At 74.0% G+C, this 16,530-nt stretch carries 16 protein-coding genes; 10 read left to right on the forward strand and 6 right to left on the reverse strand.

What is annotated here, in order from left to right:
* Positions 1-291: 291 nt before the first annotated feature.
* Entirely contained in the window at positions 292-2,754 is a 2,463-nt protein-coding gene (locus tag GA0115242_RS25735) for a beta-glucosidase family protein (RefSeq protein ID WP_093832449.1), read from the forward strand.
* A 129-nt stretch (positions 2,755-2,883) separates the two neighbouring features.
* Positions 2,884-3,546: a DedA family protein gene (locus tag GA0115242_RS25740; RefSeq protein ID WP_093832451.1), complete on the forward strand. Its 663-nt coding sequence runs from the start codon at positions 2,884-2,886 to the stop codon at positions 3,544-3,546.
* 3 nt (positions 3,547-3,549) lie between these two features.
* Here the strand turns inward: GA0115242_RS25740 and GA0115242_RS25745 are convergent, their stop codons facing one another.
* Entirely contained in the window at positions 3,550-4,083 is a 534-nt protein-coding gene (locus tag GA0115242_RS25745) for a gamma carbonic anhydrase family protein (protein ID WP_093832453.1), read from the reverse strand.
* Between the two features lie 129 nt (positions 4,084-4,212).
* On the opposite strand from GA0115242_RS25745, the gene GA0115242_RS25750 reads away from it, so the two are divergent.
* The 3 genes from GA0115242_RS25750 (at position 4,213) to GA0115242_RS25760 (ending at position 6,304) form a co-directional block, all read left to right on the forward strand.
* Complete coding sequence (locus tag GA0115242_RS25750) at positions 4,213-4,968, forward strand: acyltransferase (RefSeq protein ID WP_093832455.1); 756 nt, start codon at positions 4,213-4,215, stop codon at positions 4,966-4,968.
* Between the two features lie 162 nt (positions 4,969-5,130).
* Positions 5,131-5,703, forward strand: a complete 573-nt coding sequence (locus GA0115242_RS25755; protein WP_093832457.1) for an XRE family transcriptional regulator — start codon at positions 5,131-5,133, stop codon at positions 5,701-5,703.
* Positions 5,704-5,746: 43 nt separating this feature from the next.
* Complete coding sequence (locus GA0115242_RS25760) at positions 5,747-6,304, forward strand: YbaK/EbsC family protein (RefSeq protein ID WP_093832459.1); 558 nt, start codon at positions 5,747-5,749, stop codon at positions 6,302-6,304.
* Positions 6,305-6,459: 155 nt separating this feature from the next.
* On the opposite strand, the gene GA0115242_RS25765 is transcribed toward GA0115242_RS25760, so the two are convergent.
* The 3 genes from GA0115242_RS25765 to GA0115242_RS25775 form a co-directional block, all read right to left on the reverse strand.
* On the reverse strand, positions 6,460-7,689 hold the full coding sequence (locus GA0115242_RS25765) for a 4-hydroxybenzoate 3-monooxygenase (protein WP_093832462.1): 1,230 nt from the start codon (positions 7,687-7,689) through the stop codon (positions 6,460-6,462).
* A gap of 100 nt (positions 7,690-7,789) precedes the next feature.
* Positions 7,790-9,427: an APC family permease gene (locus GA0115242_RS25770; RefSeq protein WP_093832464.1), complete on the reverse strand. Its 1,638-nt coding sequence runs from the start codon at positions 9,425-9,427 to the stop codon at positions 7,790-7,792.
* A 311-nt stretch (positions 9,428-9,738) separates the two neighbouring features.
* Positions 9,739-10,146, reverse strand: coding sequence for a CoA-binding protein (locus GA0115242_RS25775; protein ID WP_093832466.1), 408 nt, complete (start codon positions 10,144-10,146; stop codon positions 9,739-9,741).
* A gap of 166 nt (positions 10,147-10,312) precedes the next feature.
* Here GA0115242_RS25775 and GA0115242_RS25780 point away from each other — a divergent pair, with 166 nt between their 5' ends.
* Genes GA0115242_RS25780 through GA0115242_RS25790 form a run of 3 tightly spaced genes read left to right on the forward strand, consistent with a single transcriptional unit; the run spans position 10,313 to position 12,273 of the window.
* Complete coding sequence (locus GA0115242_RS25780) at positions 10,313-11,068, forward strand: hypothetical protein (RefSeq protein WP_093832468.1); 756 nt, start codon at positions 10,313-10,315, stop codon at positions 11,066-11,068.
* The gene (locus GA0115242_RS25785) at positions 11,065-11,604 is read left to right on the forward strand and encodes a SixA phosphatase family protein (protein WP_093832470.1); all 540 of its coding nucleotides are present in this window, start codon (positions 11,065-11,067) and stop codon (positions 11,602-11,604) included. The genes GA0115242_RS25780 and GA0115242_RS25785 overlap by 4 nt, the downstream gene beginning before the upstream one ends.
* A 42-nt stretch (positions 11,605-11,646) precedes the next feature.
* Positions 11,647-12,273: a YigZ family protein gene (locus tag GA0115242_RS25790; RefSeq protein ID WP_093832472.1), complete on the forward strand. Its 627-nt coding sequence runs from the start codon at positions 11,647-11,649 to the stop codon at positions 12,271-12,273.
* Between the two features lie 18 nt (positions 12,274-12,291).
* Here the strand turns inward: GA0115242_RS25790 and GA0115242_RS25795 are convergent, their stop codons facing one another.
* On the reverse strand, positions 12,292-12,951 hold the full coding sequence (locus GA0115242_RS25795; RefSeq protein WP_093832474.1) for a GntR family transcriptional regulator: 660 nt from the start codon (positions 12,949-12,951) through the stop codon (positions 12,292-12,294).
* A gap of 116 nt (positions 12,952-13,067) precedes the next feature.
* On the reverse strand, positions 13,068-13,583 hold the full coding sequence (locus GA0115242_RS25800) for a VOC family protein (RefSeq protein ID WP_093832476.1): 516 nt from the start codon (positions 13,581-13,583) through the stop codon (positions 13,068-13,070).
* 160 nt (positions 13,584-13,743) lie between these two features.
* Here GA0115242_RS25800 and GA0115242_RS25805 point away from each other — a divergent pair, with 160 nt between their 5' ends.
* The gene (locus GA0115242_RS25805) at positions 13,744-15,924 is read left to right on the forward strand and encodes an alpha-ketoacid dehydrogenase subunit alpha/beta (protein ID WP_093832478.1); all 2,181 of its coding nucleotides are present in this window, start codon (positions 13,744-13,746) and stop codon (positions 15,922-15,924) included.
* Positions 15,925-15,945: 21 nt separating this feature from the next.
* Positions 15,946-16,530 (forward strand): biotin/lipoyl-containing protein (locus GA0115242_RS25810; RefSeq protein ID WP_305134444.1); only part of this gene is annotated, 585 nt, incomplete at its 3' end.

Genomic DNA, 16,530 nt, shown 5'->3' on the forward strand with positions numbered 1-16,530 from the left:
GATGCCGCCGTCACGGCGATCGCCGACCCGCCGGGGGCGGGTCGGGGCGCCCCGCGACGGTGCCGTCATGACCTTCGCCCGTCCGGCCCGGCTTCGGGCCGGGGTGTCGTCGCGGGTGACGTCCGTTTCCTCCTCCCCGGGCCGGTCTTCCCCCGCCGCGCCCGCCCGTCGTCGTGTCGGGGTGTGTCCAGCGGGGTGGTGGGGGCGTTCTGCCGCATAGTGCGGTCAGTCGACCGCGTGTGCCCGTGCGGTCCTGCTCGTCGTGTCCGCACATCGAAGGAGTGACGGTCCATGACCGACACGGTCACCTCCCGGCGAACCGCCCTGCGGCTGATGGGCGGCGCGATCGCCGTCGCCGCGGCGGCCACCGGCGCGCCCGCGACCCCCGCGCACGCCCGCGCCCGCACCGGCGCGCGCGCCCGGGTCGACGGCCTGCTCGGCAGGCTCACCCTCGACGAGAAGATCTCGCTCCTGCACGGCTCCACCGACTCGCACCCGCTCGGCCAGGCCGGGCACGTCCCCGGGGTGCCCCGGCTCGGCATCCCGCCGCTGCGGCTCGCCGACGGCCCGGCCGGTGTCCGCGTCACCCGGCACGCCACGGCGCTGCCCGCACCCGTCCTGCTGGCCTCCGCTTTCGACCCCGAACTGGCCCGCCGCTACGGCGAGGTGATCGGACGCGAGGGCCGCGCCCTCGGCCAGGACGTGCTGCTCTCCCCGATGGTCAACCTGATCCGCACCCCCTACGCGGGCCGCAACTTCGAGACGTTCACCGAGGACCCGCTGCTCGCCTCGGACCTGGTCGCCGCCGAGATCACCGGCATCCAGGGCGAGGGCCTGATCGCCACCGTCAAGCACTTCGCCCTCAACAACCAGGAACGCGACCGCGGTTCCGTCGACGTACGGGTCGACGAACAGACCCTGCACGAGTGCGAGCTGCGCGGGTTCGAGGCGGCCGTGGAGGCGGGCGTCGGCGCGGTCATGGGCGCCTACAACAAGGTCGACGCCACCTATGCCTGCGAGAACGCGGACCTGCTCACCGGCGTCCTGCGCGTCCGGTGGGGCTTCGAGGGCTTCGTGATGACCGACTGGTCCGCCGCGCACAGCACGGCCGCCTCCCTCGCCGCCGGACTCGACCTGGAGATGCCCGACGGCACCTACCTCGGCGCCCCGCTGAAGGCCGCCGTCCGCGAAGGACAGGTCCCCGGGCACCACGTCGACCGGGCGGTCCGCCGCCTCCTCGCCGTCATGGACCGCTTCGGCCTGCTCGACGGCAGCGCCCCACCGCGCCCCCGGCGCGACGCGGCGGCCGGTGCCGCCGTCGCCCTGGAGGTCGCCAAGGCCGGGGCCACCCTGCTGCGCAACGTCCGCGGCACCCTGCCGCTCACCCCCGGCCGCAGCCTCGCGGTCATCGGACCGACCGGCGCCAGGCCCTACGTGAGCGGCGGCGGCAGCGCCCACGTCGTCCCGGACCGCGCCGACAGCTTCCTCGACGTCCTCGGGGGCCGCTCCCCGCGGGTCGCGCACGCCCTCGGCGAGGACATCTTCGGCCACCCGATCCCGGCCTCCGTGCTGAGCGGAGCGTTCACCACCGAGGGACAGCGGGTCGCCGCCGGAGAGACCTGGAGCTACGACGGGCGCCTCACCGTCCCCCGCACCGAGACCTGGACCCTCGTCCTCCACTACGACGGCGACCCCACCGCCCGCCCGCGGGTCCTCCTCGACGGCGACGAACTCTTCCCCCTGGCCCCCGGCTACGACGAGTACTTCGTCGGCGGCCTCACCACCGCCGCCCCCGACGGACTGCACGTGCGCCGCGCCTCCCCGCACCTCACCCGGGGCACCCACACCCTGCGCGTCACCGCCCGCGGCGGCCTCTCGGGACAGCTCTTCCGGCTCCGCCGCATCACCCCCGCCACCCGCGCCCACGACGTCGCCGAGGCCGTCGCCGCCGCCCGCGCCGCCGACGACGTCGTCCTCTTCGCCCACGAGGACGCCACCGAGGGCCGCGACCGCGCGACCATCGCGCTCCCCGGCAACCAGGAGCGGCTGATCGCCGCCGTCACCGCGGCCAACCCGCGCACCACCGTCGTCCTCAACACCTCGTCGTGCACCTCGATGCCGTGGCTCGACGGCACCGGCGCCGTCCTCCAGATGTACTACCCGGGGCAGGAGGGCGCGGCGGCCACCGCGGCCGTCCTGCACGGCGACTGCGACCCCGGAGGACGGCTCACCCAGACCTTCCCGGTCGACGACGATCACCACCCCGTCGCCGGTGACCCCCGCCGCTACCCGGGGGCCGACGGCGTCGAGGAGTACCGCGAGGGCGTCCACCTCGGCCACCGCTGGTACGACGCCGAGGGCGTCCGGCCGCTGTTCCCGTTCGGGCACGGCCTCTCCTACACCTCCTTCGCCTACGAGGACCTGTCCGCCCGGCCCGCCCCGGACGGCGTCGACGTCCGCTTCACCGTGCGCAACACCGGCCCGCGCCCCGGGATCGCCGTCCCGCAGGTCTACGTCGGACCCTCGCCCGACCTGGCCCTCGACCAGCCCGTGCGGATCCTCGCCGGTTACCGGCGGCTGTCGCTGCGCCCCGGCGAGCGGCGCCTGGTCACCGTGCGGGTCGCCGCGCGCACCCTCTCCTGCTGGGACCCCGCCCGCCACGACCGGGTCCTCGGCACCGGCCGCAGGGCGGTGTGGGTCGGCGCGTCCGCGGGCGATCTGCCGCTGCGGACCGCCGTCACCGTGGCCCCCTGACGGCCCGCCGCTCCCTGCGCCCGACCCGGTAGGCTTCCGGCGTGCGCGCGTGCGCCGCGCGCCGGGAACAGGGTCGCGGGACCGCGTGTCGCATCCATCGCGTACCGCGCATATCGGGAGGAACCGGCTTTGCACGTCCAGGAGTGGCTCGACAGCGTGCCCGCGGTGGCCGTCTACGCCTTGGTGGGACTGGTCATCGGTCTGGAGAGCCTGGGCATCCCGCTGCCGGGCGAGATCGTGCTCGTCTCGGCGGCCCTGCTCTCCTCGCAGCACTCCGAGATCAACCCCCTGATCCTCGGCGCCTGCGCCAGCCTCGGCGCCATCGTCGGCGACTCCATCGGCTACGCCATCGGCCGCAAGGGCGGACGCCCCCTGCTGGCCTGGCTCGGCCGGAAGTTCCCGAAGCACTTCGGCGAGGGGCACATCGCCACCGCCGAGCGGTCCTTCGAGAAGTGGGGCATGTGGGCCGTCTTCTTCGGCCGCTTCATCGCCCTGCTGCGCATCTTCGCCGGTCCGCTGGCCGGTGTCCTGCACATGCCGTACTGGAAGTTCCTGATCGCCAACGTGCTCGGCGGGATCGTCTGGGCGGGCGGCACCACCGCCGTCGTCTACTACGTCGGCATCGTCGCCGAGGACTGGCTGAAGCGGTTCTCCTACTTCGGCCTCGCCGCGGCCGTCCTGGTCGGGCTCGGCTCGATGCTGCTGGTGCGGCGCCGCGCGCAGAAGGCGGCGGCCGAGCGGGAGGCGGCCGGGCGGGAGACCCCCGCGGAGACCGTCCCCGCCGCCGAGTGAGCCTCAGTACCCCTCGTGGGTCTCGCGGTGCGCCGTCGCGAGGTCCGCGTAGAGCGTGCCGTTCAGGGTCACGCCCTGCCTCTCCTCCTCGGTCAGCTCCCGCCTGACCTTCGCGGGCACCCCGGCCACCAGCGAGCCGGGCGGCACCTGCATGCCCTGCGGCACCAGCGCCTGCGCGGCGACCAGCGAACCCGCCCCGATCACCGCGCCGTTGAGGACCGTCGCGCCCATCCCGATCAGGCAGTCGTCCCCGACGGTCGCCCCGTGCACCACCGCGTTGTGCCCCACCGAGACCCGCTCCCCGATCCGCACCGGGAACCCCGGGTCGGCGTGGAGCGTGCAGTTGTCCTGGACGTTGCTGCGGGCGCCCACCGAGATCCCCTCGACGTCGCCCCGCAGCACCGCGCCGTACCAGACGCTGGCCCCCGCCAGCAGCGTCACGTCCCCGATCACCGTGGCGTTCGGCGCCACGAACGCCTCCTCGTCGATCCGCGGCTCCTTGCCGCCGAACTCCGTGATCAACGCCCTCTGGCCCATGGCCTCTCCTCGCCCTCGCCGGTGCTGGAACCTCCCGGCACCGTACGCCACCCGGTGGGGTGAAGATCACAGGGCCGTCCGCCCGTGCGCCGCGCCCCCGCTGAGTACGGTGAGCGGGTGCCGAAGCCCATGAACGCCCTCTCGTCCTGGTTCCGGGGGCTCCCGCAGCGCGCCGTCCACGCGGGCTGGGCCTGGGTGCGGCGCACGGGCTCGGTGACCGCCGCCCACCCGGGCCGGTTCCGGTTCGGCGCCCTCGGCACCGGCACCCGGCTCGCCTTCCCGCTCGGCACCGTCTTCGGCGAGCCGTGGATCCACCTCGGCGCCCACTGCGTCGTCGGCGAGCAGGTCACCCTCACCGCGGGACTCATGCCCGACCTCGACCTGGGCCCCGACCCGATCCTGCGCATCGGCGACGGCGTCGTCCTCGGCCGGGGCAGCCACGTCATCGCGGACACCACGGTCACCATCGGCAGCGACTGCTACTTCGGCCCGTACGTCTACCTCACCTCGACCAACCACTCCTACGACGATCCCCACCAGCCCATCGGCAAGCAGTGGCCCCGGATGGAGCCGGTCGAGATCGGGCCCGGCTGCTGGGTCGGCACCGGCGCGGTGATCCTGCCCGGCGCCCGGATCGGCCGGAACGTGGTGGTGGCCGCGGGCTCGGTGGTCCGCGGCACCGTCCCCGACCACGCGGTGGTGGCGGGCGCCCCGGCCCGGGTGGTCCGCCGCTGGACCCCGGCCGAGGGCTGGCAGCCGCCGCTGCGCACCCCGGCCCCGGTCCCGATCCCGGCCGGGATCACGCCCGAACAGCTGCTGCGGCTCGCGGAGTTGGACGAGGAGACGGTGTCCGGGCCGGCCGACCTCGGCCCGGACGGCGGCTGACGGGACCCGCGCAGCGCACCCCCGGCGGCACCGCGCGCAGTACAGTTCGTTGCACGATCGGGTGCACCCCACCGCAGTGCGGCCGAGTGCACCGCGGTGCGGCCGACCGCACCCGCGCATCGAACACGGTGCCCCACGAGGGCGTGGAGAGTTGGACGGAACGTGTCGGACCTCGACCTGCTGACCCAGTCCCTGGCGCGCAACGTCAAACGCTGGCGCAACGACCGCGGCTTCACCCTGGACACCCTCGCGGCCCGCGCCGGGGTCAGCCGCGGCATGCTCATCCAGATCGAGCAGGCCCGCACCAACCCGAGCATCGGCACGGTCGTCAAGATCGGCGACGCGCTGGGCATCAGCATCACCACCCTCCTCGACTACGAGCAGGGCCCCAAGGTCCGCATCGTCCCCGCCGAGCAGGCGGTGCGGCTCTGGCACACCGACGCGGGCAGCTACAACCGGCTGCTGGCCGGGACCGAGGCGCCCGGCCCGCTGGAGATGTGGGACTGGCACATGATGCCCGGCGACAACAGCCCCTCCGACCCGCACCCGGTCGGCACGGTCGAGATCGCGCACGTCACGTCCGGCGAGCTGACCCTCACCGTGGACGGCGTGGAGCACCGGGTGCCGACCGGCGCGAGCGTCACCTTCGAGGCCGGGCTCCCGCACGTGTACGGCAACACCGGCGACCGGCCGCTGACGATGATCATGGCCGTGTCCGTCCCGCCCGTCCAGTGAACCGCCCCGGCCCGCGGACCCCGGCTGCTGTTAGCGTGCGGCCATGCGCGCACCCATCGGCCACTTCGACGACGCCGCCCCCGCACCCGACCGCCTCGACGCGCTGACCGCGCCCGTCGCCGACGCCGTACGCCGCTGGAGCGGCACCGTGCCCGCCGAGCGGATCGTCTACGTCGACACCGACCCGGAGTGGGCCGACACCGCCGTCTTCGTCGAGCGGTACGGGCGCGAGCTGCTCGGACAGTCCGCGAACTGCGTCGTCGTCGCGGGCAGGCGCGGCGGCGAGACCTCGTTCGCCGCGTGCCTGGTGCCGTCCACCACCCGGGTCGACGTCAACGGGGTGGTCCGCCGCCGACTCGGCGCCCGCAAGGCGTCCTTCGCGCCGATGGACACCGCCACCGGGGAGACCGGCATGGAGTACGGCGGCATCACCCCGATCGGACTGCCCGCCGACTGGCCGGTGCTGGTCGACCCGGCGGTCGTCGAGCTGCCGTGGGTCCTGGTCGGCAGCGGACGCCGGCGCGGCAAACTCCTGGTCCCGGGCGCGGCGTTCGCCGAACTCCCCGGCGCGGTCGTCCTGCCGGGTCTCGGCGTGGCCTGACCCGCACCGGCCGGCGAAGGCCGTACCGGGCGACCAGTGCGCCTCAGCCGACGCGGGCCCCACCGAGGGCCTGCTCCGCGTCAGCCGGTGAAGGCCGCACCGTGAACCTGTTTCGGCGTCGGCCGACCCGAGCCGCGTCGAGGACCTGCCCCGCCTCAGCCGGCCGGCGTCTCGCCGAGGTACTGCTCCGCGAACGCCCCGGCCGCGGTGGGCGAGTCGAAGAGGCGGCGCAGGCGGGCGAGGGTGGTCCCGGCCCGGTAGGGGTCGCCCGACGACGCCCCGTGGTAGACGTCGGAGAGCCATTGCGAGAACTCCTGGTAGTCCCAGACGCGGCGCAGGCAGGCGTCCGAGTAGCCGCTCAGCCCCGTGATGTCGCCCTCGGTCAGGTACGCGATGAGCGCGTCGGCGAGCAGGAACGCGTCGTGCAGGGCGAGGTTCATGCCCTTCGCGGCGATCGGCGCGGTCAGGTGGGCCGCGTCCCCGGCGAGGAAGAGGCGGCCGAACGCCATCGGCTCCACCACGTGGTTGTGCAGGTCGAGGACGCGTTTCTCGATCAGCGGGCCCTCGGTGAGCGGGGGTCGGCCGGTCGCCGCGAGCCGCTCCTGCAACTCGGCCCACACCCTGTCCTGCGGCCAGTTCTCCGGGTCGTCCCCCGGCGGGCACTGGAGGTAGTAGCGGGTCACCTCGGGGCTGCGCGGCATGTGCCCGGCGAAGCCGCGCGGATGGACGCCGAACAGGACGCAGTCGGCGGACGCCGGTGCCTCGGCGAGCAGCGCCAGCCAGCCGACGCCGTAGTCGTGCCGGGAGGTCTTCGCCCAGTCGGGCAGCACCGTCCTGGTCACCCCGCGGGCGCCGTCGCACCCGGCGACGAAGTCGGCCCCCACCAGCCGCCGTCGGCCGTCCCCTGCGGTGTACGAGACCGCGGGCTTGCCGGAGTCCATGCCGTGCAGCCGCACGTCCCGCACCTCGAACTCGATGGCGCCGCCGCGGACGTCGGCGTACTCGCGCACCAGGTCGGTGACGAGCAACTGCTGCGGATACACCCAGTGATGACGTCCCGTCAGCTCGTGGTAGGGGATGCGGTGCGGACGCCCGGCGAACCGGAACTCGCACGCGCTGTGCCGCTCGGCCCGCGCCAACAGGGGCCCGGCCAGGCCCCGTTCCTCCAGTCCCCGTACCGCCCACTCCTCGATGACCCCGGCCCGGGGCCGCTGTTCGATGAAGGCGCGGGTCTCCGTCTCCAGCACCAGGCAGTCGATCGAGGCGGCCCGCAGGATGTTGCCGAGGGTGAGCCCGGCCGGTCCGGCGCCGACGATGACGACGGGGAGACGGGGCGTGCCGGGGGAGCCGGACGGGGCGCTGAGGTGGGGGGAGTCGAGCGTCACCCGCACATTATGGCGGCGCCCAGGACGCCTCGGCGGGGCAGGCGGGCGGCGCCGGACGGCGGACGCGCGGGACCGTCCGAGGGGGTGCCAGGTCCCGGCGTCAGTGGGCGGGGGCGTCGGTGACCACGACCTCCTCGATGCTCCGCTCGATCTCCTCGGCCGGGGAGGCGGTGGCCAGCGCCCAGTAGTAGACGACCAGGGAGAAGAGCGCGACGAAAGCCATGTCCCACCACAGGCCGATGCGTCCGGTGCCGCCGAAGCCGCCCTGCCAGGAGATCACGCCCATGCCCAGCAGGTAGACGGGCAGCCACTGCGCGGCCCTGAAGTCCATGCGGGGCGCGTCCGGCCTGCCGGTGGCGACGGCGTACCAGGCGTACCCGCCGAGCAGCGCGTAGCCGAGGACGATCGCGACCCCCAGCCGCCACAGCGTCTCCCAGCCGGACCAGTAGATGATGAGGTCGGCGATCACGAAGGAGAGCGGGGCGACCACCCGGCCCGCGGGCAGCCGGTACGGGCGCTCCAGGTGCGGCAGGCGCCGCGCGAAGACGCCGTGGGCCAGCGGGGCGCCCGCGTACATGAGGACGCTCGCCGAGGTGATGAAGCCGACCAGCTCCTGCCAGCTGGGGAAGGGTAGGAAGCAGATCACGCCGGTCAGGAACGACAGGACCAGCCCGAACCAGGGCACCCCGCGGGCGTCCGTCCGCACGAAGATCTTCGGCGCGTAGCCGTTCTTGGCGAGGCCGTAGGAGACGCGGGAGGTGGCCGTCGTGTAGATCAGCCCGGTGCCGCCGGGGGAGACCACCGCGTCCAGGTAGAGGACGACGCTCAGCCAGCCCAGGCCGACCAGGGTGGCGAGGCCCGCCCAGGGGCCGCTGATGCCGGGGAAGTCGAGCCGGGCCCAGCCGTGCGCGAAGGCGGTGTGCGGCAGGGCGGCGATGAAGACGACCTGGAGCAGCAGGTAGACGACCGCGCCGATGGCGACCGAGCCGAGCGTGGCGCGGGGCAGGTCGCGCCGGGGGTCGCGGCTCTCGCCCGCGAGCTGGATCGCCTGCTCGAAGCCGAGCAGGGCGAAGATGATGCCGCTGCCGCTGATGGCGCCGAGGACGCCCTTCACGCCGGACGGGGCGAACCCCTCGGAGGTGAAGTTGGCCGGGTGGAAGTCGCCCGCCGCGATGACGAGGACGGCGACGAGCGGGACGGCGATCTTCCACCAGGTGGCGGCGCTGTTGGTGTGGGCGAGGGCGCGGACGCCGAAGAAGTTCACCGCGACGAAGACGGCCATCAAGGCGATCGCCGCGAGGAGGCCGGAGCCGCTCAGGGTGCCGTCGGCGTGCTGGAACCCCCTCGCCCACTCCCAGTGGCCCGCGTAGCCGATCATCGCCTCGACCTCGATGGGCGCGACCGTCGCGGCCTGCAGCCAGGCGAACCAGCCGAAGGACATCCCGGCCAGGCCGCCGAAGGCGTAGTGGGGGTAGCGGGCGGTGCCGCCCGCGACCGGGAAGAGGCCGCCGAGTTCCGCGTGCACCAGGGCGAGCAGGACGATGGCGATCGCGCCGACGACCCAGGAGACGATCGCCGCGGGTCCGGCGGCCACCACCGCCTTCTCGGCTCCGAACAGCCAGCCGGAGCCGATGATGGACCCGACGGAGGCCCACGTGAGACCGATGAGGCCGACGTCCCGCCTCAGCGCGTCCGGCGGTCCCGCGTTCCCGGTGGAGGCATGGTCGACACTTACCATTTTCTCAACGGCCTCTCGTGGATCGAATGCGCGCTTTCCGCGTCCGAGAGGTCGAAGAATAGGAATGCGAAGGGGTGCGGCAGAAGGTGCCGGGCCACACCTTGACCCGAAAGGGGGACATTCCTCGACGGTGCGTCAGGTGGCCTTTACGCGTCGCTGACCTGCGACTCTTCAAAAGCCCCGCCGGTCTTCCGGCTGCCCGGGACCGGCGGTCCTGGCGGCGGTGAGAAAACGAGGACGGGCACGGTGACCGGGGTCGGTTTCCGTCCTCGCGCGCCCCCCCGCTTTTCCGGCCGGGCCCCGGACCGGTGTCAGCCGAGACGCGGAATCTCGATCGCGGGGCAGCGGTCCATCACCATCGCGAGCCCCGCGGCGCGGGTCCGCTCGAAGGCCGCGGTGTCGACGACACCGAGCTGGAACCAGACCGCGTCCGCGCCCTTCGCCACCGCCTCGTCGGCGACCGCCCCGGCCAGCGCGCTGTTGACGAACACGTCCACCACGTCCACGTCGAACGGGATCTCCGCCAGGCTGCGGTAGCCGCGTTCGCCGTGCACCGTCTCCGCCTCGGGGTGCACCGGCACGATCCGCTTGCCGTACCGCTGGAGCACCCGGGCCACCCCGTACGCGGCCCGGTCGGGGTTGGCGGACAGGCCCACCACGGCCCAGGTGTCGCCGAGCCCGTCGAGAATCTGCCGGACCGTCGCGTCGTCGCCGTACATGGGGCCTCCCTGAACCGGATGAATGTGCCGTCGAGACGCACAACGGCCCGGGACCTGCGGGGATTCCCGGCCCCGCACGGCCTCCCGGTGGTCCGCGGGCGGCTCCCGGGCCGGAAATCCGCGCCGCGCGTCCGCGTTCGGGGCCCGCGGCGCCTACGCTCGCCTCGTGCTGCGCATCACCGACGCCCGAAGCGGCGAGACCGTCGACGCCGCCCCCGTCCGCAGGGGACTGACCAGGGTCGAGGCCCATGTCACCGACCCGGGGCCGGGGGCCCTGCGGGTGCTGCTGGTCGCCGACCTCCTCGTCCGGACCCTGGAACTCGGCGGGACACCCGTCTGGGGCCTGCTGACCGAGGCCCCCGGACAACCCGCCGACCCCGGGCTCCCTGCGCTGCGGGCGGCCGGCGCGGCGCTCGGGATGCGCCCCTTCGAGGACAGCCGCGACGTCGGCCTCGGCCTCGGCGAGGTGCAGGTCGTGCACGTGGCGGCCGAGGGCGCCGAGGCCCCCGACGGGGTCCGGGTCGCCGTCGCGCCCGTCCACCTGGACGGCGCCGGGGGCACCGCGTTCCCCGACCCGGCCCGCGATCCTGCGGCCGTCCGCCTCGCCCTGCTCTCCCCGCCGCGCGACGCCCCAGCCCGGCTCGACACGGCCGTCCTCGACGCCGCCCACGACACCCTCGTCCGGTGGCGGCGGGCCGTCGCGGGATGGGCCGCGCACCCGTCGAGGCCCGTCCCCGACGCGATGCGCGCGCGGCTGCGCTCCGCCTGGGAGGACGACCTGGACGTGCCCGAGGTGTTGCGGGTGCTCGCCCTGGTGGAGGGGACCGGAGGGCTCGCGGACGGCGCCCGCTTCGAGACCTACGCCTACGCCGACCGGCTCCTCGGCCTCGACCTCACCCTCGGCGTGGGAGCGGGCGCGTGATCGAGCGGGCGGGGGCGCTGCGCCGTCTCGTGGTGCTGCGGCACGCCAAGTCGGCTTGGCCCGAGGGCGTCCCCGACCACGACCGCCCGCTCGCCCCGCGCGGGCTGCGCGACGCCCCGGCCGCCGGACGGGCCCTCGCCGACGGGGACGTCCTGCCCGGCCTGGCCCTCTGCTCCACCGCCACCCGCGCCCGCCGCACCTGGGAGCTGGCGTCCGCGCAGTGGGGCACCCCGCCGCCGGTCCGCCTCGACGGCCGCCTCTACGGCGCCGACGCGCCCGAGCTGCTCGACGTCGTCCAGGAGACGTCCGCCGGTGTCGGGACGCTGCTCCTGGTCGGCCACAGCCCCGGCCTCGCGGACCTCGTCCTCGCGCTCGCCGGGGACAGCCTCGACGACGGCGCCTTCGACCGGGTGCGGACGAAGTTCCCCACGTCCGCGATCGCCGTCCTGGCCTGGCGCGGCCCCGACTGGCGGGCCCTGCTGCCCGGCACCGCCCTGCTGACGAGCCTGCTCGTGCCCCGCGGCCGCAGGCCCTGAGCCCCCGGCCGGGCCGCCCGCGCCCCGGATTAGGCTGGCCGGATGCCCGACGAGTACCGCACCGTCGCCCAGCAGGGCGTGCACGAGACCGAGGTCAACCGCTCACGTTTCCTGTGCGCGCTCGCCCCCGCCGCCACCGAGCGGGAGGCGCAGGACTTCCTCGCCGCCGTCCGCAGGGAGCACCCCGACGCCAGCCACCACTGCTGGGCCTACGTGATCGGAGCCAACGCCTCCGTGCAGCGCGCGAGCGACGATGGCGAGCCCGGCGGCACCGCGGGCGTCCCCATGCTCCAGATGCTGCTGCGCCGGGACATGCGGTACGTCGTCGCCGTCGTCACCCGCTACTACGGCGGCGTCAAACTCGGCGCGGGCGGCCTCATCCGGGCCTACGGAGGCGCGGTCGGCGAGGCCCTGGACGCGCTCGGCACCCGCACCAGGCGCCGCTACCGGCTGGCCACCGTCACCGTCGACCACCAGCGGGCGGGCCGGATCCAGAACGACCTGCGCACCGCGGGACGCGCGGTCCTCGACGTCCGCTACGGCGACGAGGTCGCCCTCGACATCGGCCTCCCGGACGCCGACGTGCCGGCCTTCCGGTCCTGGCTCGCCGACGCGACGGCGGGCACCGCCCGCTTCGAGCCGGGCGGGGAGGCGTACGGGGACGTCTGACCCGCCCCGGCCTGGCGCTCAGGCGAAGACGGCCGGGTGGTGGGTGAGTTCGAGGCGGGTCCTGCGGATGTGCGTGGTGAGGACGTTCTGCGCGGAGGCGCTGTCGGTGTCCTCCAGCGCCTGGATGAGCAGGTGGTGCTCGGCGTTGGTGATCCACTTGCGCTCACGCGCGGTGAGGTGGGTGAAGGCCCTGCGGTAGTGCTGGGTGGTGTCCCAGAGCCTGGCCACCGTGTGGGTGAGCTGCCCGGTGTCCTGGGCCTGGTAGGTGAGCCAGTGCAGACGGCGGTCGAGCACCAGGAACTCCTCGACGTCGTCGGTGGCCTCGATCTCGGCCTGGAGCGCCCTGAGCCGGTCGAAGTGGTCCGCCGTCAGCAGCGGCATGCTCTCGGCGAGCAGCAGCGGTTCGAGGCGCTCGCGCATCTGGTAGCTGAGCGTGCAGTCCCGCAGGGTCATGCTGGAGACCCAGGCGCCGTGGTTGGCCCGGAGCGTCACCAGACCGGTGGACTGGAGGATGCGCAGCGCCTCGCGGACCGGCAGCCTGCTGGAGTCCAGCTCCTCGGCGAGTTCGTCCTGCACGATCCGGGTGCCCGGGGGGAGCTGACCGGACAGGATCCGGTCGCGGATCAGCTCGGCGATGCGCTGGCTGGCGACCGGGGCGGTCGGGTGGGTCTGGCTCATGGCCGGGTCTTCCTCCGGGCTGTCGGGTGCCGAACGGCGGCGGCTGTGCTCATTGTCGGACGCGGCCGGCCCGGCTCCGACACCGACCGCCCGGTCGGCCGCCGGTCGCCCCCGGGTCAGCCGGCGGCCTCGTTGTCGAAGGCCTTGCCGTGCGGGTACGACACCAGCTCGAACTGCATGCCCCAGGGGGAGAGGAAGTAGACCCAGCGCTGTCCGAGGCTCGGCCCCCGGCTGGTGGTGGGCTCGCCCAGGACCCGCAGCCCGTGCCGGTGCAACTGGGCGACGGCCGCGTCGAGATCGTCCACGTAGAGCGCGACGTGATGGCCGCCGACGTCGCTGTTGCGGGGCGGTTCGCGGCGCTGGTCGGCGGCCTCGTACTCGAAGACCTCGAAGACGGCTCGGCCCCCGAGGCGGAAGAAGTGCAGACGGCGCATCACGGTGTCGTCGGCGACGTTGAGGTGCTCGCTCATCCAGCTGCCGTCGTCCAGGTAGGGGCCGAGTGTGTACATGTACTCGCAGCCCAGCACGTCGACCAGGAAGTCCCGGGCCTGGTCGAGGTCGGGGACGGTGAGCCCGATGTGGTCGAGGCCGGTCAGCCCCGGGACGGGCCCTGCGGCGGCCGGTGACGTCATGGTGACTCCTCTTGAGTTGGATCCAATAGAAGCCCCGTCGGCTCCTGTGTGTCCGTATTGGAGCATGTTGGCGCCTGATCCTGGAAGGGATCCCTTCACATTGGATCCAATGGGTGCCATAGTGGCCGCCACGCGGAGAAGTTCATGGCGAAGGAGTCAGATGCCCACACGTAAGAATCTGCGCGCGGCGTCGCCGTGGGTCGAGCTCCGGGTGTCCGCCGGGGACTGGGACACGGCCTCACCGGAGCTGCTGCTGCGCATGCTCGGCCAGGCGCTGTGGATCCGGGCCTTCGAGGAGTACGTGCTCGAACTGGCGGGCGCGGGCCTGGTCCACGGCCCCGCGCACTCCAGCATCGGCCAGGAGGGCGGCGCCGTCGGCTCGGTGCTCGCCCTGCGCGACGGCGACTTCGTCAACGGATCGCACCGCGGCCACCACCAGTTCCTCGCCAAGGCGTTCGAGCACGTGCTCGCACCCGCGGACGGCTCCCTGCCGGAGATCACCGACGAGGTGCGCCAGGTCCTCCACCGTGCCCTGGCCGAGATCTGCGGCCTCGCCGACGGCTTCTGCCGCGGCCGGGGCGGCTCCATGCACCTCCAGTGGCGCGAGGCCGGGGCGATGGGCACCAACGCCATCGTGGGCGGCGGCGTCCCCCAGGCCGCCGGGTTCGCCTTCAACCAGAAGCACAGCGGGACGGACGCCGTCACCGTCACCTACTTCGGCGACGGCGCGGTCAACATCGGTTCGGTGCTGGAGACGATGAACCTGGCGGCGGCCTGGAAGCTGCCGCTGTGCTTCTTCATCGAGAACAACCAGTACGCGGTCTCCACCCCGGTCGCCGCGGCCACCGCCGAACCCCGGCTCTCCGGCCGCGGCCCCGGATTCAACATCCCCAGCTGGCGGGTGGACGGAATGGATCCGCTCGCCGTGCACACCGCGATGTCCGAGGCGGTCGCCCACATGCGCGCGGGCGGCGGACCCACGATCGTGGAGGCCGACCTCTACCGCTTCTTCCACCAGAACGGCGCCTATCCCGGCTCCGCCTTCGGCTACCGCAGCAAGGCGGAGGAACAGTCCTGGCGGGCCCGCGACCCGCTGGCGCGGTTGCGTGAACAGGCGCTGCGCCGGGGCCTGGTCACCGAGGAGCAGATCGACGCCTCGCTCGCGGCCGCGCAGCGCGCGATGCGGGACACGGGCGACACGCTCCTCGAAGCGGTGCCCGGCGGCAGACCGGGCGAGCGCCGGGTCAGGGCCGACCGCTGGCCTGACCCCGGCTTCGTCGACGTCGGTGTCCGCGGCGACCTCCGCGAGCTGGACGGCAGCCGGTACGCGGAGGCCGAGGGCTTCGACGGCGAGCTGGCCGAACGGCGCTTCATCGACGTCGTCAGCGACGTCATGGCCCGCCGGATGGAACAGGACCCCTCGATCGTGGTCCTCGGCGAGGACGTCGACGGGCTCAAGGGCGGCACCAACGGCGCGACCAGGAAGCCGCTCGAACTCTTCCCCGACCGCGTCCTCGGCACCCCCATCAGCGAGAACGCGTTCGCGGGCCTCGGCGGCGGCATGGCCCTCGACGGCCGGTTCCGCCCGGTCGTGGAGTTCATGTACGCCGACTTCATGTGGGTGGCCGCCGACCAGCTCTTCAACCAGATCGCCAAGGCCCGGCACATGTTCGGCGGGGAGAGCGCCGTGCCGTTCGTGCTGCGCAGCAAGCTCGCGGCCGGTACCGGCTACGGCTCCCAGCACTCGATGGACCCCTCGGGCGTGCTCACCACCGCGCCCGGACTGCGGGTCGTGGCCCCCTCCGACCCGTTCGACTACGTCGGCCTGATGAACACGGCCCTCGCCTGCGACGACCCGGTGGTCGTGCTGGAGCACGTCGACCTGTACACCTCGACGGGGACCGGGCCGGTGTCCGACCTCGACTACCGCATCCCGGTCGGCAGGGCCGCGCTGCGCCGCACCGGCGACGACCTCACCGTCATCTCGTACCTCTCGATGGTCCGGCACTGCGCCGAGGCCCTCGACCTGGTGCCCGAGGTGTCCGCCGACCTGATCGACCTGCGCTGGCTCGACCGCGCCAGCCTCGACTGGGAGTGCGTCGAGGCCAGCGTGAAGAAGACCAACAAGGTGCTGATCGTCGAACAGGGCGCCGTCGGCACCTCCTACGGCGGCTGGCTCGCCGACGAGATCCAGCGGCGGCTGTTCGACTGGCTGGACGGGCCCGTCGAACGGGTCACCGGCGCCGAGGCGTCCCCCAGCATCAGCAAGAAGCTCGAACGCGCCGCCATCGCCCGGACCGAAGAGGTCGTCGCCGCGCTGCGCGAACTCGCGGGCAGCTGACCCGTACACACAGGAGACACCATGGCAATCCTCCTCAGGGTGCCCGAGGTCGCGGCCGGTGCGACCGAGGCGCTGCTGGCCCAGTGGCTGGTCGCGGAGAACACCCCCTTCAGGGCCGGTGACCCCCTCGCCCTGATCGAGACGGACAAGGCCGTCGTCGAGATCGAGGCCGAGGCCGACGCGGTCCTGCTGCGCCGGCTGGCCGAGGGCGGGACGACGGTGCAGGTCGGCGCGCCGATGGCGCTGCTCGGCGCACCGTCCGACACGGCCGCCGACGTGGGCCGGCTGCTGGCGGAACTGGGGATCGATCACCCCGGGCCGTCCGAGCCCGGCCCGGCGGGGAACGGAGCGGTGCCACCGTCCGAGCCCGGCCCGGCGGGGAGCGGCGGCGCGTCGTCGGCCGCTCCTGATCGCGGCTCAGCGTCCGCGCCCGAGTCCGTGCCCGGTCCCGGATCCTCGCCGGGGCCCGGTGCGGCGCAGGGGGACGTGTCCGCGCCGGTCCCGGCCGCCGCGGGGAGCGTGCCGCGGGACGGTTCCGGGCGGATCTTCGCCACCCCGCTGGTGCGCAGGCTCCTGGCGGGCAGCGGCATCGCGCTGGAGTCGATC

Origin of the sequence: Streptomyces sp. SolWspMP-5a-2, from assembly GCF_900091845.1 — a bacterium.
In the GTDB taxonomy this organism is placed as follows: Bacteria; Actinomycetota; Actinomycetes; order Streptomycetales; family Streptomycetaceae; genus Streptomyces; species Streptomyces doudnae.